This is a genomic window from Embleya sp. AB8 (genome assembly GCF_049739465.1).
GTDB lineage: Bacteria > Actinomycetota > Actinomycetes > Streptomycetales > Streptomycetaceae > Embleya.
This window is the reverse complement of record NZ_JBMHHY010000004.1, coordinates 47,995-70,964: the sequence shown is the minus strand read 5'-3', so window position 1 is coordinate 70,964 and position 22,970 is coordinate 47,995. Positions and strand designations below refer to the sequence as shown.

General features: G+C 72.0%; 18 protein-coding genes. 3 read left to right on the top strand and 15 right to left on the bottom strand.

Annotated elements, in window-relative coordinates:
• Window positions 1-853: 853 nt before the first annotated feature.
• Complete coding sequence (locus ABIA38_RS06985) at window positions 854-1,354, bottom strand: hypothetical protein (RefSeq protein WP_424637562.1); 501 nt, start codon at window positions 1,352-1,354, stop codon at window positions 854-856.
• 457 nt (window positions 1,355-1,811) lie between these two features.
• On the opposite strand from ABIA38_RS06985, the gene ABIA38_RS06980 reads away from it, so the two are divergent.
• Window positions 1,812-2,249, top strand: a complete 438-nt coding sequence (locus ABIA38_RS06980) for a VOC family protein (RefSeq protein ID WP_424637561.1) — start codon at window positions 1,812-1,814, stop codon at window positions 2,247-2,249.
• Window positions 2,250-2,726: 477 nt separating this feature from the next.
• Here the strand turns inward: ABIA38_RS06980 and ABIA38_RS06975 are convergent, their stop codons facing one another.
• The 11 genes from ABIA38_RS06975 to ABIA38_RS06925 form a co-directional block, all read right to left on the bottom strand.
• Window positions 2,727-3,158 carry a PPOX class F420-dependent oxidoreductase gene (locus tag ABIA38_RS06975; RefSeq protein ID WP_424637560.1) on the bottom strand — a complete coding sequence of 144 codons (432 nt, stop codon included), beginning with the start codon at window positions 3,156-3,158 and terminating at the stop codon, window positions 2,727-2,729.
• A gap of 173 nt (window positions 3,159-3,331) precedes the next feature.
• The gene (locus ABIA38_RS06970) at window positions 3,332-4,927 is read right to left on the bottom strand and encodes a GMC family oxidoreductase (protein WP_424637559.1); all 1,596 of its coding nucleotides are present in this window, start codon (window positions 4,925-4,927) and stop codon (window positions 3,332-3,334) included.
• Window positions 4,924-6,081 carry a 4-hydroxyphenylpyruvate dioxygenase gene (hppD, locus tag ABIA38_RS06965; RefSeq protein ID WP_424637558.1) on the bottom strand — a complete coding sequence of 386 codons (1,158 nt, stop codon included), beginning with the start codon at window positions 6,079-6,081 and terminating at the stop codon, window positions 4,924-4,926. The genes ABIA38_RS06970 and hppD overlap by 4 nt, the downstream gene beginning before the upstream one ends.
• 7 nt (window positions 6,082-6,088) lie before the next feature.
• Window positions 6,089-7,585 (bottom strand): cytochrome P450, encoded by a 1,497-nt coding sequence (locus ABIA38_RS06960; protein WP_424637557.1) that lies wholly within the window; start codon window positions 7,583-7,585, stop codon window positions 6,089-6,091.
• A 35-nt stretch (window positions 7,586-7,620) separates the two neighbouring features.
• The gene (locus tag ABIA38_RS06955; RefSeq protein ID WP_424637556.1) at window positions 7,621-8,580 is read right to left on the bottom strand and encodes an aromatic prenyltransferase; all 960 of its coding nucleotides are present in this window, start codon (window positions 8,578-8,580) and stop codon (window positions 7,621-7,623) included.
• Window positions 8,581-8,700: 120 nt separating this feature from the next.
• The gene (locus ABIA38_RS06950) at window positions 8,701-9,741 is read right to left on the bottom strand and encodes a methyltransferase (RefSeq protein WP_424637555.1); all 1,041 of its coding nucleotides are present in this window, start codon (window positions 9,739-9,741) and stop codon (window positions 8,701-8,703) included.
• A 185-nt stretch (window positions 9,742-9,926) separates the two neighbouring features.
• Entirely contained in the window at window positions 9,927-11,093 is a 1,167-nt protein-coding gene (locus tag ABIA38_RS06945) for a cytochrome P450 family protein (protein ID WP_424637838.1), read from the bottom strand.
• Between the two features lie 388 nt (window positions 11,094-11,481).
• Window positions 11,482-12,048 (bottom strand): EF-hand domain-containing protein, encoded by a 567-nt coding sequence (locus ABIA38_RS06940; protein WP_424637554.1) that lies wholly within the window; start codon window positions 12,046-12,048, stop codon window positions 11,482-11,484.
• Between the two features lie 235 nt (window positions 12,049-12,283).
• Window positions 12,284-14,218: a LamG-like jellyroll fold domain-containing protein gene (locus ABIA38_RS06935; RefSeq protein ID WP_424637553.1), complete on the bottom strand. Its 1,935-nt coding sequence runs from the start codon at window positions 14,216-14,218 to the stop codon at window positions 12,284-12,286.
• Between the two features lie 140 nt (window positions 14,219-14,358).
• Complete coding sequence (locus tag ABIA38_RS06930) at window positions 14,359-15,285, bottom strand: phosphotransferase family protein (protein WP_424637552.1); 927 nt, start codon at window positions 15,283-15,285, stop codon at window positions 14,359-14,361.
• Between the two features lie 291 nt (window positions 15,286-15,576).
• Entirely contained in the window at window positions 15,577-16,578 is a 1,002-nt protein-coding gene (locus ABIA38_RS06925) for an NAD(P)/FAD-dependent oxidoreductase (RefSeq protein ID WP_424637551.1), read from the bottom strand.
• A 79-nt stretch (window positions 16,579-16,657) separates the two neighbouring features.
• Here ABIA38_RS06925 and ABIA38_RS06920 point away from each other — a divergent pair, with 79 nt between their 5' ends.
• Both ABIA38_RS06920 and ABIA38_RS06915 read left to right on the top strand, forming a co-directional pair.
• Entirely contained in the window at window positions 16,658-17,251 is a 594-nt protein-coding gene (locus ABIA38_RS06920) for a helix-turn-helix domain-containing protein (RefSeq protein WP_424637550.1), read from the top strand.
• Between the two features lie 85 nt (window positions 17,252-17,336).
• Window positions 17,337-18,578, top strand: a complete 1,242-nt coding sequence (locus tag ABIA38_RS06915) for an MFS transporter (protein ID WP_424637549.1) — start codon at window positions 17,337-17,339, stop codon at window positions 18,576-18,578.
• Between the two features lie 15 nt (window positions 18,579-18,593).
• Here the strand turns inward: ABIA38_RS06915 and ABIA38_RS06910 are convergent, their stop codons facing one another.
• From ABIA38_RS06910 to ABIA38_RS06900, 3 genes are all read right to left on the bottom strand, one after another.
• Complete coding sequence (locus ABIA38_RS06910) at window positions 18,594-19,478, bottom strand: aminoglycoside phosphotransferase family protein (protein ID WP_424637837.1); 885 nt, start codon at window positions 19,476-19,478, stop codon at window positions 18,594-18,596.
• Between the two features lie 95 nt (window positions 19,479-19,573).
• Window positions 19,574-22,027: an FtsX-like permease family protein gene (locus ABIA38_RS06905; RefSeq protein ID WP_424637548.1), complete on the bottom strand. Its 2,454-nt coding sequence runs from the start codon at window positions 22,025-22,027 to the stop codon at window positions 19,574-19,576.
• On the bottom strand, window positions 22,021-22,737 hold the full coding sequence (locus tag ABIA38_RS06900; protein ID WP_424637836.1) for an ABC transporter ATP-binding protein: 717 nt from the start codon (window positions 22,735-22,737) through the stop codon (window positions 22,021-22,023). The genes ABIA38_RS06905 and ABIA38_RS06900 overlap by 7 nt, the downstream gene beginning before the upstream one ends.
• Between the last annotated feature and the right edge of the window lie 233 nt (window positions 22,738-22,970).

Below are 22,970 nucleotides of genomic sequence, written 5' to 3'. Positions count from 1 at the left end.
GAGGGTGTTGCGGTTCGACGTGAGGGCCGGAGGGGTTTGCCTGCTGCCGGTCTCCATCGCCGTTGACGTGCGGGATTCCGAGTGCCACGGCATGCCGTCAGGGGGCGGCGGGGTCGGGCTGATGGGTGGTCAGTGCTTGGCCGATTCGGTGCGATGGACCAGGTCGGCGATCAACGACGTGATGCGGGGCCAGAGTTCGTTTCGGCGGCCGGGTCGGTGCGCTGAAGTGCGGTCGAGTGCGGCCAAGTGCGGTGAACCGCCGGTGGATCGTTGGGGGCGGTGTCTGTGTGGGCCGGGTTCGGATTCGGATTCGGCCGGCTGTGTGGCCCTCGGCGGTGCTCGTGACCTGGGTCGTGGTGGCGGGTATGGGCCGAACGAGGTGTGTTCGCGGCTTCTGCGTCCGGTGATTCGTACGGGTTGGGGTGGGCGTGGTCGGTCGTGGTCGGCCGGCTGGAACAGGGCTTCTTCCCTGCCGAGTTCGGGCCCTACAGTCGGTTCACGTCCAGTGACGGAATGATCACGCAACCGTGGTGTCTTCGTCGCCGTGCGGGGGATCGAAGCTGATCCCCGGGGTCCGCCGGGGGGTCGGCGGATGGAGGGGAGGGGGCTTGGCGATCCGACCGGAAGCCTTGCGGGACACGCTCGTTGGGAGGGGACTTGCCGTGCGACACGCCGAGGTCGCGGGCAAGCGGTGGCGAGCCTGTTGTGCGAGGCGTTCGAGGCACCGACACGCGACGGCGTGGCGCCTCCGAACGTCCGGTCGATGGCCGGAGCACTCCGTGGTGTCCGGGTACGGCGGCGACTTTGCCCCCGTACCCGGATCCGCCGCGGAGGCGGCGTTGCGCGGTCGGTCTCACTGGTAGTCGAAGAAGCGGGTCCACCAGATCACCGGGTTGCGGCGGGACGGCGGGTGGTAGGACGCGAGTTCGCTGACGCCGTCGTATTTCGTCTTGAGCAGGCGGGCGGGGATGGAGACGTAGCCGAGTGCGTCGAGTTCCGCTTCGATGCGGTCGCGGTCGGCGTGGAAGACCTCGTGTTCCTCGTTGAGAAGGTCTCCCGCGTTGTGGACGGTCACGGCGGCGAGGTTCCCGAAGTTGCTGATGGTGACCACGACTTGGCCTCGGCAGGTGGTCACCTCGGCGGGGAGGACGATCGTCCCGTGATGGCTGCAATCCTGGGCCTCCCGATCCACCACGCAGTGGCACCCGAAGCGCCGATTCAGCCGAACCACGAGCTGCTCGAACCGGGCCCGGGTGGCGGCGTGGTCGTAGCCGCGCGGGATCTCCATGAAGTCGGGGTCGGCATCGTCGAGTTCGCGGAGCAGCGCCCACGCGTGCGCGTCGTCGAGTGGCATCGTCGACGTCTCCTCGGTGTGTGTCGGGACGTGCATGCCGGCCGCTTCGCAGGCGGGCCGTGTGCTGGGCCGGCGGCAGGCCGTAGGCGCATCGGCACGTGCGGTCGAACCGGGTGGGGCTCGCGTACCGCACGGACGCCGCGATCAGCGCCGCGATGGCGTCGAGGGCCGACCAACCGCCGCTCGGTGGCGGGTAGTTGCGGGTGCTTCCGGAAGCGTAGCGGGCGGGTGCCGCCGGCGGCCGTGAAGCGGCTGGTTTCAAAGCGAGAGCGAGCAATGTTTGTCGACGGTTTCGGGCACCACTTGGCGATCGAACGGTTCGAAAATGTCGATGAGAAGTGACGACGCTGGAGAGACCCGGCTGGTTGCCAAACAATGAGGGCTTACCGGCGACGTAGCCGTCCGGAGGTGTCGGAGGTGCGCGGTAGCGTCGCCGCATCCGACCAAGGAGGGCCGTGTGGCGACCAGGTGGAGCTTGACGATCGACTGCGCGCAGCCGGCGCGGCTCGCGAGGTTCTGGGCGCTGGCGTTGGGCTATGCGGAGAAGCCGGCGCCCACGGGGTTCGGGAGTTGGGAGGAATGGTTCACGCGCCATGGGATCCCGGAGGACGAGTGGGATGAAGGTGCGTATCTCTGTGATCCGGACGGGGTGGGTCCCAACCTCTCGTTCCTGCAGGTTCCGGAGCCGAAGGTGGTGAAGAACCGGCTGCACTTGGACGTGCAGGTCGGCGGCGGCCGTGAAACACCGTGGGAAGTGCGATGGCCACGTGTGGTGGAAGCGGTGGAGCGGTTGACTGCCGCAGGTGCGACGGTGGTCCGTGAGGACGACTCGCAGGGCAGGCCCGATCACGTGGTGATGGCGGATCCGGAAGGAAACGAGTTCTGCCTGGTCTGACAGATTTCGGCCGGGGTCACATGTAGCCGAGTTCGTCGATGTATGCGGATATCTGCATGGATCGACCTATGCCGAACCCGTGACTATGCCGAGTGAGAGGGCGAGCGTGCTGGTCTGCGGGCCGGAGGACGGGCATGGACGAAGAATAGGAGGGCAACGGATCAGTGTCCCTGCATTATCGGGTCGGCCCGGCAGGCGGACGGTCCGTCACAGGCCGTCGAGGAACGCGAGGACTTTGTCGGTGGGGCGGAAGCGGCCAGGCGCCAGTGGCTGCTGTTGCGGCCGGCGCGTCGATACCGCGAGTCGTCGATGGTGCACTCCTCGCCCGGGCTCGGAGTTCGGGCTTCCTCCAGCAGGAGCCTGGCGCGTTGCGGCCGGGTCTCGGCGGCGCGGACGAGCGGGGTGCCGGTCGCGTTGGGTGATGGGGGCCACCGCTGAACCTTGGGGGCTTTGCGGTGGCCGGTGTGGGGTGTGGGGTCAGCGGATTGTGGTGCCGTATACGTGGTCTACCGACATGACCATCAGGACGCGGCGGTCGGAGATCATTACCGAGCGGTATTCGGACCAGTTCGGGTGTTCGCCGGCGGCGCGGCGGTAGTAGTCGACGAGGGCTTCGACTTCCGGGCCGTTCGGGTCGGTGCCCGGGCCGGTGAGGGTTACCGTGCCTTCGGCGGTGGCCCAGGAGGCGCCGTCGCGGCTGGTGACCTCCAAGGCGGCCCGGGGGTCGCGGCGCAGGTTGGCGGTTTTGGCGCGGCCTTCGGTCATCGAGACGTAGAGGAGGCTTGCTTCCCGGTCGTAGTACGGCATGACGGGCGAGAGTTGCGGGCGGCCGTCGGACTTGATCGTGGCCAGGACGCCGAGGCGGCTCTCCGCGAGCAGGGCGTGCGGGTCGAACGAGGCGGTTGTCATGTTTCTTGGCAAGTCTTGGTCCCCGGTGGGGTATTCCCGCCGTTCGGGTGGTTTCTTTTGGTCTTTGGTTTTCCCTGCGGTGCGGTGCGCTGCGGTTTCGGCGAGGTTTGGCCGGTGGCCACGATGGTGGTGTGTGTGTGCAGGCCGCTTCCAGGATGTGGATGGCTGCCGGGCTACCGGTGCGATGTCGCCGGGATCCGGGCGTGGATGAGGTCGGCGGCCTTCTCGGCGATTGCGATGGTCGGTGCGTTGGTGTTGCCGCGCGGGATGGTCGGCATCACCGACGCGTCGACCACGCGCAGCCCGTCGACGCCGCGTACCCGCAGTTCCAGGTCGACCACGGACGACTCGTCGGGGCCCATCGCGCACGTACCCACGGGGTGGTACGCGGTCTGTGCGTGTGCGCGGATGAAGGCGATCACGTCCGTGTCGGACGCGGACGCGGGTGCGTACAGCGGGCCGGCGAGGCGGTCGGCGAGTGGGCGGGCCGCGGCCCAGCGCATGACCAGCCGGACGCCCGCGACCTGTGTGGCCAGGTCCTCGGGTACGGCGAAGTGGTTGTGCGTGATGAACGGTTTGGCCGTCGGGTCGGGGGAGGCGAGTGCGACCCGGCCGCGTGCGGCGGGTTTGAGCGTGCTCGCGCCGAGTGACAGGGCGTGTTGGGTGACGGGGGTCAGGCCCTCGCCGGCGAAGCCCGCCGGGATGGCGTACAGCTGCAGGTCGGGCGCGGTCAACGAGGCGCGGCTGCGGACGAAGCCGCCGGCCTCGACGAGGTTGGTGGTCAGCGGGCCGCGCCCGGTGGCGTACGCGGCGTGGTGTTCGGGTCGATCGAAGACGTCGAACAGGCTTTCCGGGTGGGCGCATTGGTACACCTGTGGGACCACGACGTGATCGCTGAGGTTGCGTCCGACGCGCGGCGAGGCGACCACGGGGGTGATGCAGTGCGCGGCCAGTTCGTCGGGGTCGCCGATGCCGGAGAGCATCAACAACTGCGGTGAGCCGTACGCGCCGGCGCACAGGATGACCTCGCGGTCGGCGGCGAAGGATACGTCCCGACCGAGGCGGGTGCCGGTGACGCCGACGGCGCGGCCGTGTTCGATGCGTACGCGGGTGACCTGTACGTGTGTTTCCACGGTCAGGTTGGCGCGGTGCGCGGCGGGGCGCAGGTAGGCCTGGGCGGTGCCGGCGCGGCGGCCGTCGCGTTGGGTGAGTTGGTAGCGGCCGACGCCGTCCTGGACGGGGCCGTTGAAGTCGTCGTTGGCGGGCAGGCCGAGGGTGTGGGCCGCGGCGAGGGCGGCGCCCACGAGGGGGGTGCGGTGGCGTGGGTCGCAGACCGCGAGGGGGCCGCCGACGCCGTGCAGTTCGCTCGCGCCGCGTTCGTTGTCCTCGGCGCGGAGAAACATCGGCAGCAGGTCGGTCCAGCCCCAGCCGGTGCAGCCGAGGTCGCGCCATTCGTCGTAGTCGGCGGGGTTGCCGCGGATGTACACCATGTAGTTGATCGAGGAGGAGCCGCCGAGGACGCGGCCGCGTGGCAGGTAGAGCCGGCGGTTGCCCAGGTGGGCCTCGTAGTGGGTGCTGTGGTCCCAGTCGACGGCGGTGCGGTAGAGGGTGGGGAAGCCGGCCGGCATGTGCACCATGGGCGAGGTGTCGGCGCCGCCGGCTTCCAGGAGCAGGACGCGTACGTCGGGGTCGGCGCTGAGCCGGTGGGCGAGGACGCATCCGGCGGAGCCGGCGCCGACGATGACGTGGTCGTAGGTGCCGGTGCTCATTGGTCGGCGACGCGGATGGTGGTGTGGGCGGTCGGGTGGGTGGCGGTGCGGGCGGCGGCGTGGGTGGCGAAGTGGTGGGCGGGTTGGGCGGTTTCGGCCCTTTCCTCGGCGCGGACGGATTCGTACAGCGCGGTGATGTTGCCGCCGCCGAAGGTACGCGCGCCCTGGCGTTCGATGACCTCCACGAAGAGGGTGTCGCGCGGGTGTACGGACTTGGCGAAGATTTGGAACAGCTGTCCGCCGTGGTCGGTGTCGGCGAGGATGTCGAGTTCGCGGAGCCGGTCGATGGAGTGGCGGACGGGGGCCAGGCGCGTGGGCAGCGCGTGGTAGTAGGCGGGTGGGGTGCTCAGGAAGCGCACTCCGTCGCGGGCCAGTGACCCGACGGTTTCGACGATGTCGTCGGCGGCGAAGGCGATGTGTTGTACGCCGACGCCGCCGTGGTCGCGCAGGAAGCGGTCGATCTGGCCGGGTTCGCCGGTGCGGTCGGGCTCGATCAGGGTCAGGGTGACCGTGCCGGAGCGGCTCTGTACCGCGCGGGTGCGGACGGCCTGGGCGCCGATCGCGATGTGTTCGGTGAAGGTGGTCTCGAAGTCGAGGATGCGCTGGTAGTGCTCGGCGCAGCGGTCGAGTTGGCCGGCGGGTACGCAGACGGCCAGGTGGTCGATCGCGATGAGGCCGGTGGGGGTGGGGTCGGCCGGTGGGGCCGGGGTCGGGGTCAGGCCGGGGAGGGCGCGTGGGTCGCTGCCGGGGCGGCGTTCGACGAAGGTGTGTGTGACGTCGGCGAGGCCGGCGATCGTGGCGGTGACGAGGTCGCCGCGGCGGTAGGGGGGTGCGAGTGGGGTGGCGCCGCGGCGGACGGCTTCGTGGAAGGCGCGGGCGGCGTCGGTGACGTGCAGGGCGATGTCGGCGACGCCGTCGCCGTGTGTGCGTACGTATTCGGCGGCGGGTTGGTCGGCGCGGGTGGGCTGGTCGAGGACGAGGCGGATGCGGTTGCGGCCCATGGCCAGGCGGCGGGTGCCGGCGTTGCCGGTGGCGTAGGCGGTGAGGCCGAGGGTGGTGAGCCAGTCGGCGGCCGGGCGGGTGTCGGCGACGTGGAGGCGGAGGTGGTCGAGGCGCATGCTCGCGAAGACGCCGGTGTCGTGGTGGTCGGCCATCGTTCGCTCACTTTCCGGGGATGGGGGAGGGGATGGGGGAGGGGGCGGGCAGGGTGACGTACAGGTGGTCGAACGAGCGTTGGGTGGCCATCCGGCGGCGCACGGGTGGGCCGGCCGGGGCGAGTTCGGGCAGCCGGGCGTGCAGGGCGGTGAGGTAGCCGGCGAGTTGCATGCGGGCGAGGCCGGCGCCGACGCAGCGGTGGATGCCTTCGCCGAAGGTGAGGTATCCGGGTGTGCCGCGGTCGGGGTCGAAGCGGTCCGGCTCCGGGAAGGCGTCGGGGTCGCGGTTGACCGAGCCGATCAGGACGTGGACGCCCGCGCCGCGGGGGATGGTGACGCCGGCGATCTCGACGTCGCGGACCGGGACGAGTTGTGAGGCGGCGGTCCAGATCGGCGGTTCGTGGCGCAGGGTTTCCTCGACGAAGCCGGGTACGCGGGCCGGGTCCGCCAGGGCTCGGGCGGCCTCGGGGTGGCGGAAGACTTCGAGGGTGGCGTTGTCCATGGCGGCCGTGGTGCTGTCCGAGCCGGCCATCCACAGGCCCCAGAGCATGTTGATCAACGCGGCGTCGTCGAGGGGTGGTTCGGTGCCGACGGGGGCGGTGGCGAGGGTGGTGACGGCGTCGGGGCGGGGGTGGCGGCGGCGTTCGGCGACGAGGTCGGTGAAGTACCGCTCGATCGCCGAGGTGGCCGCGTCGGCGCTCGCGAGGGTGGCGTCGTCGGCGGTGGGGTGGGCGGCGAGGAGGGTGCGGGGGACGAGCGGGGCCAGGAACGCGCGATCCGCCTCGGGGACGCCGATCAGGTCGGCGATGGTGTGCATCGCCAGCGGGGCGGTCACCTCGCGGTGCAGGTCGACGGTGTCGCCGGCGCGCAGGCGGGTCTCGGCGGCGGTGAGGAGGGCGTCGCAGCGGTGGTGGGCGCGGCGGCGTAATGCCTCGACGGCCTGGGGGGTGAAGAACGGCGCCATGGCCCGGCGGAGCCGGGTGTGTTCGGGGCGGTTGGTGTTGGTGATGCCCACCAGGAAGTTCTGGAGGGTGCGGGAGCGGTCGATGCGGGGTTGTTTGGCGCGCAGTTCGTCGCGGGTGAGGCTGCGGAAGGCGGGGTCGCGCAGCACGTGGCGGGCGTCGTGGTGTCGGCTGATGAAGTAGACGCCGCCGGTGGGGTTGCGATACACGGGCGAGTTGGCCCGCAGCCAGGCGTAGAGGGGGTAGGGGTCGTCCATGGTCGCGGGGTCCCGCATGTGGGCGAGGACGTCGATGGGGTGGGGGGAGATCGTCTGGGTGCAGACGGTCTTGCCGCCGATGATCTGCGCGGCCTGCGCGTTCTGCACGTCCCGCGCGGCCTGCGCGTTCTGCACGTCCCGCGCGGCCTGCGTGTTCTGCACGTCCCGCGCGGCCTGCGTGTTCTGCACGTCCCGCGCGGCCTGCGCGGCCTGCATGTCCTGCGTGTCCTGCGTGTGTTCGGGTGCGGTGAGGGGCGGGTTCGGGATCGGGTCGGGACGGGGCATGGTGTGCGGAACCTTGGGCGATGGAGGGGGTGCGGTTACCGGGAGCCGACGGGTTCGGGGTCGGGGGCGTGGAGGGCCGGGTCGGTGCGGTCGCTGCCGCTGAAGTGGCAGGCCCAGCGTTCGAAGAGGGAGACCATGTCGCCCCGGCAGCTGCGTTCGGCCTTGACGTACGTGCCGTCGCCGGGGCCGAACGACCAGCCGATGACGTGGCATTCGTCCCGGTCGTAGGACGGCGCCGCGGCGAAGAAGCGCGCGATGCGTTCCGGCACCTCGGGTGCCCGCTCCCTGGGCAACTTCAGCGCGTAGAAGCACACCCGCCGCACCCGGCCGTCGTCGAGCGAGACGGTGACCGAGATGCCGTAGTCCCTCGGTACGAACTCCCGCATCACGGCCACGACTTCGGGACCGGGTGCGGTGACGCCCGCCAGTTCGACGAGGTCCGCGCACTGTTCGGCGGTCAGCGGTCCCCGGACCCGGAAGTAGATGTTGACCGAGTGGCGCCGGTGGTCCACCGCCAGGAACCGCACCCAGCCCAGCCCCCGCCGTCGGAAGGCGGCCATGTTGCGGCGCAGCGGGTCCGGGACCGGTTCGACGTCGAGTACCTCGGCCGCCGGGCGGGTGCCGCCGAACCACATCCACGTCTTGTCCAGGCCGGTACGTGCGGTGAAGTCGCAGGACTGCTCGGTCGCGCCCGCGTACAGGCCGCTCCAGAACTCGATCAGCGGCCCGAGCGGGGTGTCGGCGGGCAGCAGGCCGGCGCGGATCGCGGGGGCCAGGGTGTCGGTGCGGGAGCGGGAGTAGAACCGGTAGCTGAGGTCGTCCCCCGGGCGGGAGGTGGTCTTCCACACCACGGCGCCGGCGGCGAAGTCGGCCGTGTAGGCGGCGAGTACGCGGCGGGTGAGCCCTTCGTCGAAGGGTGCGTCCAGGGCCGCGGCGGTGTTGCGGATGTCGTCGAGGAAGCGGGCAGGGGAGAAGGTGATGGCCGGTGCGTCCACCGTGGCTCCAGTGTGTCGTTCGCGGTGTTCGTGTTGCCGAAGCGGCCCGAAGGGGCCCGAAGAGTTCCGAGGTGGCCTGAGGTGGCCTGAGGTGGCCCGAAGTGGCCCGAAGCGGGTTGCTCAGGCCGGGGCGCGCCGCGCGATCACGACGCCGTTGGCGCCCGCGGCCTCGAAGCGGCGGATCTCGGTGCCGGTGAACCCGGCGTCGTGCAGCCAGGCGAGGTATTCGTCCTCGGCGTAGTTCCGGCCCGCGCCGGTCTCCACCACCATGCTCATGCCCATCAGCGCGGCGTCGACCGGCCCGGTCCGCTCGCGGTTGACGAGCAGTTCGCAGATCAGCAGTACGCCGCCGGGCGCGAGCGCGTCGTGGCATTTGCGCAGCAGCGCGCGGCCGGTCGGCTCGTCCCAGTCGTGCAGGATCATGCTGAGCAGGACCACGTCGTGGCCGCCGGGCAGGGCCGCGTCGCGGTGGAAGTCGCCTGGTGTCACGGTGATCGCGCCGCCGAGCCCGGCGGCGCCGAGCCTGGCCCGGGCGAGCGCGCAGACGTGCGGCAGGTCGTAGAGCGTGCCGGTCAGGCCCGGATGCCGGCGGCACAGTTCGATCAGGAACGCGCCGGAGCCGCCGCCCACATCCAGGATCCGGGCATGCCTGGCGAAGTCGTAGACGTCGCCGAGGGCGCGCGCGGTGCCGATCGACAGCGAGTGCATGCCCTGCCAGAACAGCCGCGTGAAGGTCGGATCGCCGGAGGTGAACAGCGAGTTCTGGGTGGCCGGATCCCAGCTGAGGGGTCGGTTCTCGCGCAGCGCGTCGGCGAGGCGGTGCCAGTTGGGATAGGCGCGGTCGTTGAAGCGTACGACGCCGCCGAAGTAGCAGTCGGAGCGTTCGACCAGGAATTCCTCGGCCAGGGCGGAATTCCGGTAGAACGGGCCGTCCTTGTCCAGGAGTCGTAGTGCGGTGCACGCGGTGAGGAGTACATCGGTGGGGCGCTCCACGAGATCGAGCCGGGCGCCGATCTCGTGTGCCGGCATTTCCCGTCCGCCGGAAAGCAGTTCGAACAAACCCAGTTCGAGTGCGGCGGCGAGGGTCTTGAAGGACCAGAAGCCGGTGGCCATGTGCATCAACGCGGCGGCCGGCGCGCCGGAACTCGCACCGTCCGTCACGGTTTTCTCCTGCATAACCGTCATACTGCTCGTCCCCGTTGGGCGTGGCCGTTTCGAATACGACGGTGACTCTATCCATATGTGTCGTGATTTTTTGTTCGGACGGCTCGAACGCATTAATCGGCCGATCATATGATGATGGCTGCGAGTGGGTTATGCCGCCGGGAAATGCGGAGGTCGCGGCGTCAGGTCCAGCGGATCGGGAGGTTTCGCGGGCCGCGAAGCATCGTGCCCGCGCGGCGCGGCAGGGCGTGCGGATCCGCGTCCAGGGCCAGTCGCGGGAAGCGGGTCAGCAGCGTGCCCAGCGCGATCCGGACCTCCAGGCGGGCGAGCGCGGCGCCGAGGCAGAAGTGGCTGCCGTGCCCGAAGGCCAGATGGCCGCGCGCGTCGCGGCCGATGTGGAAGCGGTCGGGGTCGGCGAACCGGGCGCGGTCGCGGCCGGCGTCGGCGATCACCGGGAGCACCACCTCGCCGCCGCCGGGTACCACGGTGCCGGCGATGTCCACCGGGTCGACGGTGAAGCGGAAGGTGGAGGTGGCCAACGGGCCGTCGTAGCGCAACATTTCCTCGACCGCGTGGTCCAGCAGGGACGGGTCGGCGCGCAGCGCGGCGAGTTCGTGCGGGTGGGTGAGCAGGGCCAGTACGCCGTTGGAGATCAGGTTGGCCGTCGTCTCGTAGCCGGCGATCAGCAACAGCTGTGCCATGCCCATGAGTTCGTCCCGGCCCAGGCGGTCGCCGGCCGCGTCGCCGGTGCCGATCAGGTCGCTGAGCAGGTCGTCGCCGGGGCGGGCGCGCTTGGTCTCGACCAGGTCTTCGAGGTAGTCGGACATCGCGGCCAGGGCGGCCCGGGTCTGCGGCGTCGCGGCGCCGACCACCAGGATGTCGGTCCAGGCGCGGAAGGACTCCCGCTCCAGGTCGGGTACGCCCAGGAGTTCGCAGATGACGGTCATCGGGAGCGGGAAGGACAATGCCTCGACCAAGTCGGCGCGGCCGTCGGGCGCGGTGCCCATGGTGTCCAGCAACTCGTCGGTGATCTCCTGCACGCGCGGGGCCAGCTCGGCCACCCGCCGGGCGGTGAACGCACGGCTGACCAGGGCGCGCAGGCGGGTGTGCCGCGGCGCGTCGGCGCGCAGCATGGAGATGCCGGCGGTGACCGACTGGGTGGGCTGCGCGGGCGAGGCGTGCCGCCACTCCTTGGACAGGCGCGAATCGGCCAGGGTCGCGCGTACTTCGTCGTATCCGAGGACCAGCCAGACCACGGCGCCCTCGGGGAGTCGGACCCGGTGTACGGGGGCACGCTCGCGCAGACGCGCGTAGACCGGGAACGGGTCCCGGGCGAACTCCTCACCCAGCGCGGCCAGATCGATCGGCGCGTCGTCGGTCTCGGGCGCACCGTCGGTCCCGGGTGCGCCGTCGGTCTCGGCGGTCACGTCAACCTCCTGGGGCGGTCCGCCGCAACGGCGGCGGGGAAGCGTCGGATGCGGGCGGCCGGGATGCGGGCGGTCGGGGTGTGCCCGGGCGCCCCGGGTCCGGTTCGGCGGATCCGGGTGGATCGGGCCGCGTCGTGAGCGCAGCGAGGAGCCCGAAGGGCGGATGTCGTGCATCGGCGCGCCGGGGAAGCAGCCGCGTGGTGGTGCATTCGGCTGTCTCCCCGGTGCGGCGAGGCGCGGTACCGGGCGGCGCGGACCCGTCGGGATCCGCCGGACCGGGCCCGGGTGCGGTGCGCATCCGGTGGTCGGCTCAGATCGGGCCGAAGAGGTTGTTCCCGGGCGAGGCGGGGTCGTCGCTGGTGAAGAACTCCCGTACGGCGGACTGGATCTCGTCCGGAGCCAGGACACCTTTGCCGTTGCGGTCGAGGCGGCGGAACGCCTCGTCGAGCTGCTCGCGCGGGGTGCCGAAGGTCGAGCCGTACATCTGTGCGTATTCGTCGATGTCGATGACGCCGTTGCCGTGCACGTCGCAGATGTCCAGCCAGGCCGCGACCATCTCGCCGAGCGCGGCCAGGAATTCCTCGGCGCCCTCCCCGGATCCGGCCTTGCGGATGCCGCGTTCGTATTCCTGGGGGTCGATCTCGCCGTCGCCGTCGAAGTCCATGTAGCGGAGATGGCGGTCCCAGATCAGCCGCAACGAGTCGTCCAGGCGCCGGATTTTGCGGATCTGCGTGGACTGGTGGAACGAGTCCGCCAAGCGGCCGGTCAGGGCCAGGAGTTGAGCCCGGGTGAGGTGTCCGTCGTGGTCGGTGTTCATCATTTCGAACAGGAGTCGGAGTTTGCGGCTGAGTACGGACGTGGTGGTGGCTTCGGTCACTTCGGGATCCTTTTCCGAGGTGCGGTGCGAATGTTCGATGGACGCGTCCGGCGAGTGCCTACCCAGCTACAACTCCGGCGAATCCGGCCGTGCGCAGAACGTACAACGGAAGGATCGTGCAGGTCGATTCATCGAATACGTGTGCTGGAATTCGGGCTCGGTGTCCGGGCCCGATGTCCGCGCCCGGCATCCGGCCCGGCGCGGGTCCGCTGGGACCCGCGCCCGGTCGGCGTTGTTATCGACCGGTCATGAAGGTGTCCGGGCGCAGCGGGCGGTCGGTGATCCGCACGTCGCCTATCCACGCGTTGACGGTCTGGTCGAGTTTGCCGTCGTAGGCGTAGCCGCCGAGCATCCACGGGAGGTTGAGGGTGGTCAGGCCGATCGAGCGGGCCGTGGGGTTGCGGACCACCGGGCAACCGTTGACGTACATCGTGGTCTGGCGGGCGTCGTTGACCACCGCGACGTGCCACCAGGTGTCCAGGGTCAGTTCGTGGCCCCAGTTGGTCAGCGAGCCGTCGGTGTTCAACGGGTAGACGCACCACTGGAGTTCGGGGCCGCCGGACAGGCTCAGGGTGGCGATCGGCTCCTGCGGGTCGCCGCCCGGTTTGCGGGCCTCGCCGCTCATGCCCCAGCGGCTGAGCAGCGCCGACCAGCCGTCCCGGCCGCCGTCCCAGTCGGCGGGCAGCTTGAAGAAGGCCTCGACGGTGTACCCGGAGCGGAACGTGGCGGTGTTCAGCGGTGCGTTGGCGGCGGTCTGCAGATGGCCGCCGCGCAGCGGGGACTTGCCGCCGGCCAGGCGGATGCTGCCGTGGCCGGGCTGGTCGGGGTGGTACTGGCCGGACCAGCTGATCGCGCCGGCGGCGGCGCCCGGGGCGGGGACCAGGGTCAGGTCGTTGCCGCGGCCGGACAGGTCGGGGATGCGCTGGGCGGCCGGTACCGGTGCGCCGTCCTTGTGGTCGCCGTCGAAGCGCCAGTAGGCGACCGTGCCGGGGATCACCATGCGCGGCGCGGGGCGGGCCGGGCGCTGGGGGATGGGCGCGAATCGGGCGAAGCGCTTGTCGAAGTCGATCGGTACCGAGAAGTAGTCGTCCGGGCCGGTCAACTCCAGCTCCCGGCGTTCGAGTTCGTTCAGGCCGCGGTTGCTGCGGCCGAGGATCCACGGGGATATCGTCTCGACGTCGATGGTGTTGCGGTCGAGGTCGAAGTGGTAGAGGCGGATCATCGCGGCGCCGCCGAAGTAGCGGTTCTGGTAGTTGGTGATGTGCAGGTGTACGTCGTCGCCCGCGTCGTTCTTCTTGGTGGTGCGGCCGGCGGGCCAGTAGTGGCCGTTGAGGGTGAGGAAGATCTGGTCGTTGCCCTTGATCAGGTCGTTCCACAACTGCTGGCCGTGGTCGGAGAACTCCGCCTCCTGGCCCGGCCGATCGGCCGAGACCAGCTCGTGCGTGGTCAGGATCACCGGCGTGTGCGGGTGCTCGGCCATCACCTTCTTGGCCCAGGCGATGCCGCCGGACGAGGGCCGCCAGTCCAGGGCGAGGACCAGCCACTCGCGGCCGCCCGCCTGGAAGAGGTGGTACGTGTTGTAGCCGTCCGGGGTGGCCCCGCCGAAGGAACGTTTGCCGCGGAAGCGTTGCGGGCCGAAGGTGTCCAGGTAGGGCGAACGCCCGCGCCCGTCGTCGGTGTTCGAGTTGATGTCGTGGTTGCCGGCCAGCACGCTGTAGGCCACGCCCTTGCGGTCGAGGAGCTCGAACGCCCGGCCGATGCCGTCGAATTCGGGCTTGCGGCCGTTCTGGGTCAGGTCGCCCAGGTGGGACATGAAGACGATGTTGTCCTCGCGGGAGTGCTCGAGGATGTAGCGGAAGGACGCCTCGATCGGGGCGGTGGTGATGCTCGGCTCGTCGAACATGTACTGCGTGTCCGGCATCACCACCATGGTGAACCGCCGACTGTCCCGATTGGGCCGCCAGTCCGGGAGGTGCTGCGCGTCCATCGGCGCGTCGGCCGGCGCGGCGCCGGCCGCGTCGTCGGCGGCTGCGGCGGCGGCCGGGGTGATCCCGACCGCGCTCGCCACCGTGACCCCGGCGCCGGCCAGCGCTGCGGAGCGCAGGAACGCCCGGCGGGCGGGTCCGGACAGGGGGGTCGCGGGCTGATCGTCGTCGTGCTGCTCGCACATGGTGGTTCTCCGGCGCCGGACTGGTTGGGGGACACGCGCAAGCTATTGGGTGCATAACCCACGCAGATCGTCCGTGCCGCCAACAATTGCCGTCGACCATGTGAATTCGGTATGCGGCCGGCCCCGGCCGTGACCTGCGCCTACCCGAGCGTGGACCAGGGTGCGGGCGGCGCGGAGGCCAGGAAGCGCACCAGGCCGAGCAGCCGACTCAGCGGCGGGGCCGTCCAGTGCCGCCGGTTCGGCTGGGGCTTGCCGACGGCGGCCCGGGGGACACCCCAGCCCAGGTGGTACCACAGGGCGCGGGCCTCGAGCGCGCCGTCGTCATCGGCCGTGCCGCCGCCCTCGGCCCGATAGCCCGCCAACACGGACACGACGTCGAAGAGATCGAGCTTGGCGAACTCCATCCCCGGCTCGCCCCAGCAGGAATCACCCCAGTCCACCAGCCCCCGAAAGGCCGCGGACACCGGATCGACCAGCAGGTTCTGCGGCGCGACGTCCCCGTGCAGCAGGCATGCGGAGCCGGCCGGGAAGCGATGCTCCAGCCGATCGAACCAGCCCGTCAACCAGTCGGCCGTGCCCGGATCGAGGTATCCCGCCCGCGCCAGGTGCGTCACCTGCGGACGCGGATCGCCGCCGTCGTCGGGTGCCACCCCCGCCAACGGCCCGACCGACGCCTCGGTCACCCGATGCAGCCGCGCGAGCTGCCGCCCGGCCTCCCGCAATACGTCCACCCGTCGTTCGCCGGCCACGTCCGCGAGTGCGAGATCGACGCCGGCCACCCGTTCCGTCACCAGGAAGGGCACCTCGACGAGCGCGCGACTCGCGTCGAAGTCGACCACGGCCGGGGTGCGTACGCCTGCCCGCCGGGCCGCCGGGATCACCACCGCCTCCCGCTCCAGATCCGCCACGAAACCGTCGCCCCGAGGAATCCGCAGGAACAGCGAACTCCCCAACGTATAGGCGTGATTCGCCGCACCACCGGGCACGGCCAGCACCTGCGCCGGCGGCACGCCGTGCCGCGCGGCGATGGCCCGAACGGCCGCGATCCCCGGAACGTCACCGGTCATCACGCGAGCCTATCCGGCGCCGCGTCCGGCGACGTTCACCGCGTCACGGCGCCCGACACGGCATCCGCCCTTCGGGCTCCTCGCCGCGCTCGCCGCACCGCTGAAACGTCCGAGTACTCCAGTACGAGAACGTTCCGGCGGCGCCAGTACGAGAACGTTCCGGCGGCGCCAGTACGAGGACGTTCCGGCGGCGCACCGAGGCGCCGCACCGAACACCGTGCCGGGGCAAACGTCGCCGGACGCGACACCGGCCCGGCCGAGCGGGTGGCCGCGCCCCGGAGGCCGTCGTGTTCACATCCCGTGCCGTCGATCACCCAGCACTGCCTCGCACAGGCGGGACTCGTTCGCGGCGGAGAACGGGTCGCGGTGGGCAGCGACGGCTCGGCGGGTCTCCTCGGCCAGCAGATCCGCGTTGATCTGGGCGGCGGCCGCGGCGCCCGCCGCCGCTGCCGCGCCGACCTGGGCGGAGAGGTCGGTGACGTTGCCGGCGGCCCAGATCCCGGGCACCTCGGTGCGGCCGGTCGCGTCGCACGGGAGGTGCTCGCCGACCCCCGAGGGATGCGGCACCGCGCGCAAGCCGAGGCCGGCCAGGAAGTCGGCGCGGGCCACCATGCGCGGTGCGACCACCACCACCTCGCGGGCGACCACCGAGCCGTTCGCCAGACGCACGCCCACCAGCCGGTCCGTCTCGACCTCCAGCGCCGTCACCTCGCCGGTCACCACCCGGATGCCACGCGCGGCCAACTGCTCCGCCTCCTCGGCGGTCGGCGGCGGGCCGGTGTGGGCGAAATAGGTGATGTCGCCGCTCCACTGGCGGAACAGCAGGGCCTGGTGGATCGACATCGGCCCACTGGCCAACACGCCGATGGCCCGATCCCGCACCTCCCAGCCGTGGCAGTACGGGCAATGAATCACGTCCCGCCCCCACCGCTCCCGCAGCCCCGCCACCTCCGGCAGTTCGTCGACCAGGCCGGTGGTCACCAGGAGTCGGCGGGCGCGGACCGTACCGCCGTCGGCCGGCGTCACCACGAAGTCGTCACCCTCCCGCACCGCCCCGACCACCTCGCCCGACACCACCTCGCCGCCGTAACCGCGCACCTCGGCCGTACCGCGCGCCACCACCTCGGCCGGCGCCATCCCCTCCCGCGCCAACAACCCGTGCACCCCAGCCGCCGGCGCGTTGCGCGGCGCGCCCGCGTCGATCACCAGCACCGATCGGCGCGCCCGCGCCGCCATCAGCGCCCCGCTCAGTCCCGCCGCGCCGCCGCCGACCACCACCACGTCGTAGGTCATCGTGACCACCTCCACCCCGACCATGCGGCGAGACCCGCGAATCCGGCAAGCAGTGTTGCCGATCTGGCAAACTGAAGGCATGGACGACGACCTCGACCGGGCCCTCACCGCGGTCGGCCCCCGACTGCGCGCCCTGCGCCGGCAACGCGAGATCACCCTCGCCGACCTGGCGACGGCGACCGGCATCTCGGTGAGTACCCTCTCCCGCCTCGAATCCGGCGCCCGCCGCCCCAACCTCGAACTCCTGCTCCCATTGGCCAGAGCCCACGGCGTCACCCTCGACGAACTCGTCGACGCGCCACCCACCGGCGACCCGCGCATCCACCTGCGCCCGGTCACCCGATGGGGCATGACGATGGTGCCGCTCACCCGCCGAGCCGGCGGCATCCAGGCGTACAAGCTGATCATCGCGGCCCGCAGCCCACGCCGAGAGCCCACGCCGAAGACCCACGAGGGCTACGAATGGCTCTACGTGCTCAACGGCCGCCTCCGCCTCGTCCTCGGCGACCAGGACCTCGTCCTCGCCCACGGCGAGGCCGCCGAGTTCGACACCCGCGTACCGCACTGGTTCGGCGCCGCCGACGCCGAACCGGTCGAATTCCTCAGCCTGTTCGGCGCCCAGGGCGAACGTGCCCACCTGCGGGCCCGCCCCAGGGCCGGCACCGCCGACTGATCCGGTCACCACCGACCCGGTCCGACCATCAAGCCATGCACTACATCCATTGGCAGCAAAACCCGGGTGCCGTGGACTGCCGGGCATGACATCCCTACCCGACGGCCCGCCCGGCGCCGCGCCGCCGACCATGAGCCGCCGACTGATCCTGCTCCTGGCCCTGACCTGCGCCGTCGGCGTGGGCAACATCTACTTCCCGCAGGCCATCGGCCCACTGGTGGCCGCCGGACTGCACGAGTCGCCCGGATCCGCCGCGCTGGTGGTGACGACCACTCAGATCGGCTACACGGCCGGGATCTTCCTGCTCGTACCGCTCGGCGACCGGCTCCCGCACCGCCCGTTCCTGGTCACCCTGCTCACCCTCAGCGGCGCCGGCCTGCTGCTCGCGGGCTGCGCACCGACGCTGCCGGTCCTGGTCGTCGCGAGTGCGCTGATCGGCGTCACCACCGTGGCCGCGCAGATCGTCGGCCCGTTGGCGGCCGGGCTGGTGGCCGAGGACCGGCGCGGTGCGGTCATCGGCACGCTGCTGAGCGGCTCGATCGGCGGCATGCTGCCGGCCCGCACCTTCAGCGGCTCGCTCGGCGACCGGCTGGGCTGGCGGGCCCCCTACCTGGTGGCCGCGCTCGTGGTCCTGCTCCTGGCCGCCGTGCTCGCCCGTACGCTGCCGACCACCGTCCCGCCGTCGCGCGGGCCGTACCCGGCCCTCCTGGCCGAGCCGCTGCGCCTGCTGCGCGCCGAACCGGAGTTGCGCCGTTCCTGCCTGTACCAGGCCACGGTGTTCGCCGGGTTCTCGGCCGTGTGGACCTGCGTGGCATTCCTGCTCACCGGGCCGACGTACCACCAGGGCGCCGAGGCGGTGGGGCTGCTCGCGCTGGTCGGTGCGGCGACCATGTTCGCCACGCCGTGGGCCGGCCGCGTGGTGGACCGCAGGGGGCCCGACGTGGTGAACCTGGTCTGTGTGCTCGCCGTCCTCGGCTCGACCGCGATCCTCGCCGTGGGTGCCCGGGGCGGGCCGGTGGGTGTGGCCGCGCTGGTGGTCGGGACGCTGCTGCTCGACATCGCGATGCAGTCCGGCATGGTCGCCAACCAGGCCCGGGTGTTCGCGCTGCGGCCCGACGCCCGCAGCAGGCTCAACACGGCCTACATGACCTGCGCCTACCTGGGTGGCAGTGCCGGCTCCTGGGTGGGGGTGCGGGTGTACGGCCGGGCCGGCTGGCGCGGCGTCTGCGCACTCGCCGCGCTGCTCGCGGCCACGGCCCTGGCCCGGCACCTGGTGGCGGTGTGCCGGTCGGCGAAGTCCCCGGCGGTCGCCGGGCGTTGCCCGTGAAAAGCGTGGTGGGGCTCAGCCCTCGGCCAGTACCTCCCGGATCACATGCCGTGCGTTGTCCGCCATCGCCGGGTTCGTCGTCCGGTAGTACGGCAGCGCGATCACCGCCTGGGACAACGTCCGCGCCCGGCCGCGCCGCCAGGTCGCGTCGTCGACGCCCAGTGCCTCGCGGAACACCTTGCGGGCGTCGGCCGGCAGCAGGTTCCAGGCCGGGAACAGGTCGCAGGCCGGATCGCCCACCCCCAGGCAGCCGAAGTCGATCACCGCGGTCAACCTGCCCCCGGCCACCAGCAGATTGCCCGGCATCAGATCCGCGTGCAGCCACACCGGCGCCCCGGCCCAACCCGGCGCCCGCAGCGCGTCGTCCCACACGGCGCTCACCGCGACGCAGTCGACCCGCTCCCCCGGGATCCCGCGCAGCGCCTCGATCGCCGCCCGGGTCGACGCGTCGAGCGTGGCGAGCGGGCCGCCCCGGTACGCGCGCGGGGCGCCCGGCAGGGTGATCGAGCGCATCGCCGCGACGAACCCGGCCAAGTCCTCGGCCAGCGGCAGCGGTTCGGCCAGGGCCCCCGCCTGCGGGTGCTCGCCCGCCCGCCACCGGTGGACCGACCACGGCCACGGATAACCCTCGGCGGGCACGCCGGCGCCGAGCACCTCGGGGATGGCCGCGGGCAGGCGGGACGCGAGCCTCGGCAGCCAGTCCCGCTCCCGCCGCAGGTCCTCGGCCCCGCCCGACACCAGCGGCAACCGGACGACCAGGTCCTCGCCCAGCCGATACATCGCATTGACGGTGCCCCCGGACGGAAACCGCCGCACCGGGAGCCCCGCCCACTGCGGGAACTGCCCGGCGACCAGCCGCCGGACGAGTCGGTCGTCGATGGGGTGTTGGGTCGGATGCATCGTGCTCATGGACAACCATTCGATCGCCGCACGTGGACGCGCGTCAACCACATTCCGGCACCGGGTGCCGGGCGCCGGGTCGGGCGAGCCGCGCGTCACTCGCGCATCCCCATCGTGTCGATCGCCCGCCCCCGCGTGGTCCGCCACGCGGCGCCGGCCGCGGCGGCCGTCGCGACCAGCGTGCACAGCAGCGCGGTGCGCCCGATCTCCGGCCACGGCGCGGTCAGCGGCACGTGGTCGACGATCCGGGACAGCGACAACCACTGGGTGGCGACCACCGCCGCACCGGCGCCGGCGGACAGCAGGACACCCACCACCGCCGCGATCAACGACTCGGCGGCCACCACACGCAGGATCTGCGCGCGGGTGGCCCCGGCGAGTTCGAGCGCGGCCAGTTCGCGTCGCCGACCGGCCGCCGCCATGATCAGCGTGTTGGCGACCGAGAGCAGCGCGTAGCCGACCGAGATGCCCAGCACGACCGTCGCGGCGGTCCGGCTCTGCTCCCGGAACTTGGCGTCCATCCTCGCGAAGTAGGCGGCGACCGGCCCGACTTGCGCACTGCGCGGGTCGATCGCCGCGGCCAGCCGCGCCGCCGTGGCGGTACGGTCCGCGCCCGGCCGCAGGGTGATCCACGCACGATCCGGGCCGAAGCCGGTCGGCGGGTGTGTCGCGGACAGGAACGTGGCATCGCCGCGCAGCCCGGTCCCGATGATCGCGGCGATCCGCAGTTCGTGGCGCGAGCCGTCCGGGAGCCAGGTGTACACCTGCTGACCGAGGGTCAGATCGTCGCCCCGGGCGGTGCGTTCGTCCACGACCAGGGCGTCCTCGGCGAGGCCGGCCAGGGCACCCTCGACCACCTTGGGGGTCAGTACGGTGCCCAACGACGCGGCGGGCACGGCCTGTCCGGTGAGGCTGTCGACCACCTTGCCGGCCGGCCCCCGCGTCCCGACGTAGATCCGCAGCGGGGCGACGGTGGTGACGGTCACGTCCGGTATCGCCGCCAGGGCCGCCAACGTCCGGGCGTCCAGCGGCGCGGCGCCCGTCGGGGTCACCACCCAGTCCGCGTGCGTCTGCTCCCGGGCCTGGTCGAGCCTGGTCCGGTCGCCGGCGGTCTGCACGCACAACATGGTGGCCACCAGGCCGACGGCGATCACCACCGGGGTGACCGTGGCGGCGGTGCGGCGCCGGGAGTTGAGCATGTTCTGCCGAACCAGCAGCGGCCCGGCGCCGAGCCGGGACAGCGGCCAGGTCACCAGGCGGGCCACCGGGCGCAGCACCACCGGGGACAGCAGCGCGAAGGCGCCGGTGAACAGCAGTGGAACCGCGCCGTACTTGCGCGGGTTGACCGCCAACTCCGGGGTCTGCCGGGCGACCACGCCGGTGATGATCGCGCCGGCCAGCATGCCGAGCCCCAGCAGCCAACGCAGCGGGGTCATCGAACGGGTGTCGGCGGCGGCGTCGCGCAGCGCCTCGGCGGGGTGCACCCGGGCGGCCCGCAGCGCCACCGTCGCGGCGCCGACCAGGGCGGATGCGACGCCCATCGTGAAGGCGACGAGCAGCGCGATCGGGTTGACGCCGATGTCGAACCAACGCGGCGCCACGGCATGGTCGATCATCCAGGTTTCGAGGAGGCCCGAGGCGATCGTGCCCAGGACGCAGCCGACGGCGGACGCGGCGAGGCCGATCAGGCCGGCCTCGGCGAGCACCATCCGCCGCACCTGCCCGGGTGTCCCGCCGACCAGGCGCAACAGCGCGAGTTCGCGGCGGCGTTGGTCGACGACGAACGCGAAGGTGGCGATCACGATGAACACCGCCACCGACGCGGCGATCACCATCGTGGTCCCGGCCATCGCCCGGGCCTGGGTCAGCGCATTGCTCCCACCCGACGGATCGGGGTCGGCGTGTACCCGGCGGGCGCCGGCCAGCACGAGGGTGTCGTCGCCGGCGGCCTCGCGGACCCGTGGCCCGGGGGCGGCCACGGCCAGCGCGTTCACCGACGGGGACAGCCGGGCCGCCTCGGCATCGGTGAAGAACACCGCGTCCTCGAACCAGACTCGGCCGGTGACGCCGACGACGCGGTACGTCCCGACCCCCGCCGGGGTGGTCGCCTCGACGGCGCGGCCGAGCAGGGCCGGTGTGCCGCCGCCGACCACGATCTCGTCCGCGGCGGCGGGGGCCCGCCCGGCGGCGAGCCGATGGCGGCCCAGGGCGACGGCCGACCAGCCGTGGCCGACCTCGGCGGGGCCGGCGTCGCGCAGCGTGGTGCCGAAGGTACGATCCGCCGTCGCCGGGCCGAGCGCGGTCAGCCGGGAGACGACCGAGTCGGGGAGGGCGGCCGGCAGATGTGCGGCGTCGCCCCTGGGGTCGGCGGGGACGACCACGGTCTGCGCGTGTGCGAAGCGCTGCGGGCCCGAGTGCGGCTTGCCGAGGGTGGCGGCCAGGGTGAGTGCCATCATCGCGATCATCGCGGTGCCCAGGGCGAGTGCGACGAACGCGCCGGCGAAGGCGACCCACCTGGTCCGTACGGTGGCCAGGGCGAGCCTCAGCACGGCGCGACCTCCAGGCGCGCCATCCGGGCCGCGACCGACTCGGCGGTGGGCTCGGCGAGTTCGTCGACGATCCGGCCGTCGGCCAGGAACACCGCGTGCCCGGCATGGGCGGCGGCGAGCGGATCGTGGGTGACCATGACGATGGTCTGGCCGCGCTCGGCGACCATCCGGCGGAGCAGGTCGAGTACGTCGCGCGAGGTCTTGGAGTCGAGCGCGCCGGTCGGCTCGTCGGCGAAGACCACCTCCGGGCGGGTGACCAACGCGCGGGCGATGGCCACCCGTTGCTGCTGGCCGCCGGAGAGCCCGCCGGGCAGGTGGCCGGCCCGCTCGCGCAGGCCGACATCGGCCAGGACGCCGTCCACGTACGCCGGGTCCGGTGTCCGGCCGGCCAGGCGGAGCGGCAGTTCGATGTTCTGCCGGGCGGTCAGCGACGGCAGCAGGTTGAACTGCTGGAAGACGAAGCCGATCTTCTCGCGGCGCAGCAGGGTCAGTTCGGTCTGCGACTTGCGCGCCGGATCGATCCCGGTGAGCACGACGTGCCCGGCGTCGACCCGGTCGAGCCCAGCGGCGCATTGGAGCAGGGTGGACTTGCCGGAGCCGGACGGGCCCATGATCGCGGTGAAGGTGCCGGCGCGGAAGGACACGGTGACCCCGTCGAGCGCGGTGACCCGGTTGTCCCCGGCGCCGTAGGTCCGGCGGGCGTCGACCAGGGCGACTACGGCGTGGTCGCGGGCCGCGTCCCGACCGTGGCCGGTGTCGGTGCCGACTCCGGCAGCGGATCCGGGGCCGGCCCGGAAGCCGTTGAGTAGCCGTCCACTCGTCTTTTTGAACACCTTTGCCTATTTTCGTCGAACGGCCGGTAGTGACTGCCGCACGTACGTTAGGCCGGCGATGTTCCCGATACCTCCGGGGATTCCCCCATCTCACCCCTGGACGAACCCCG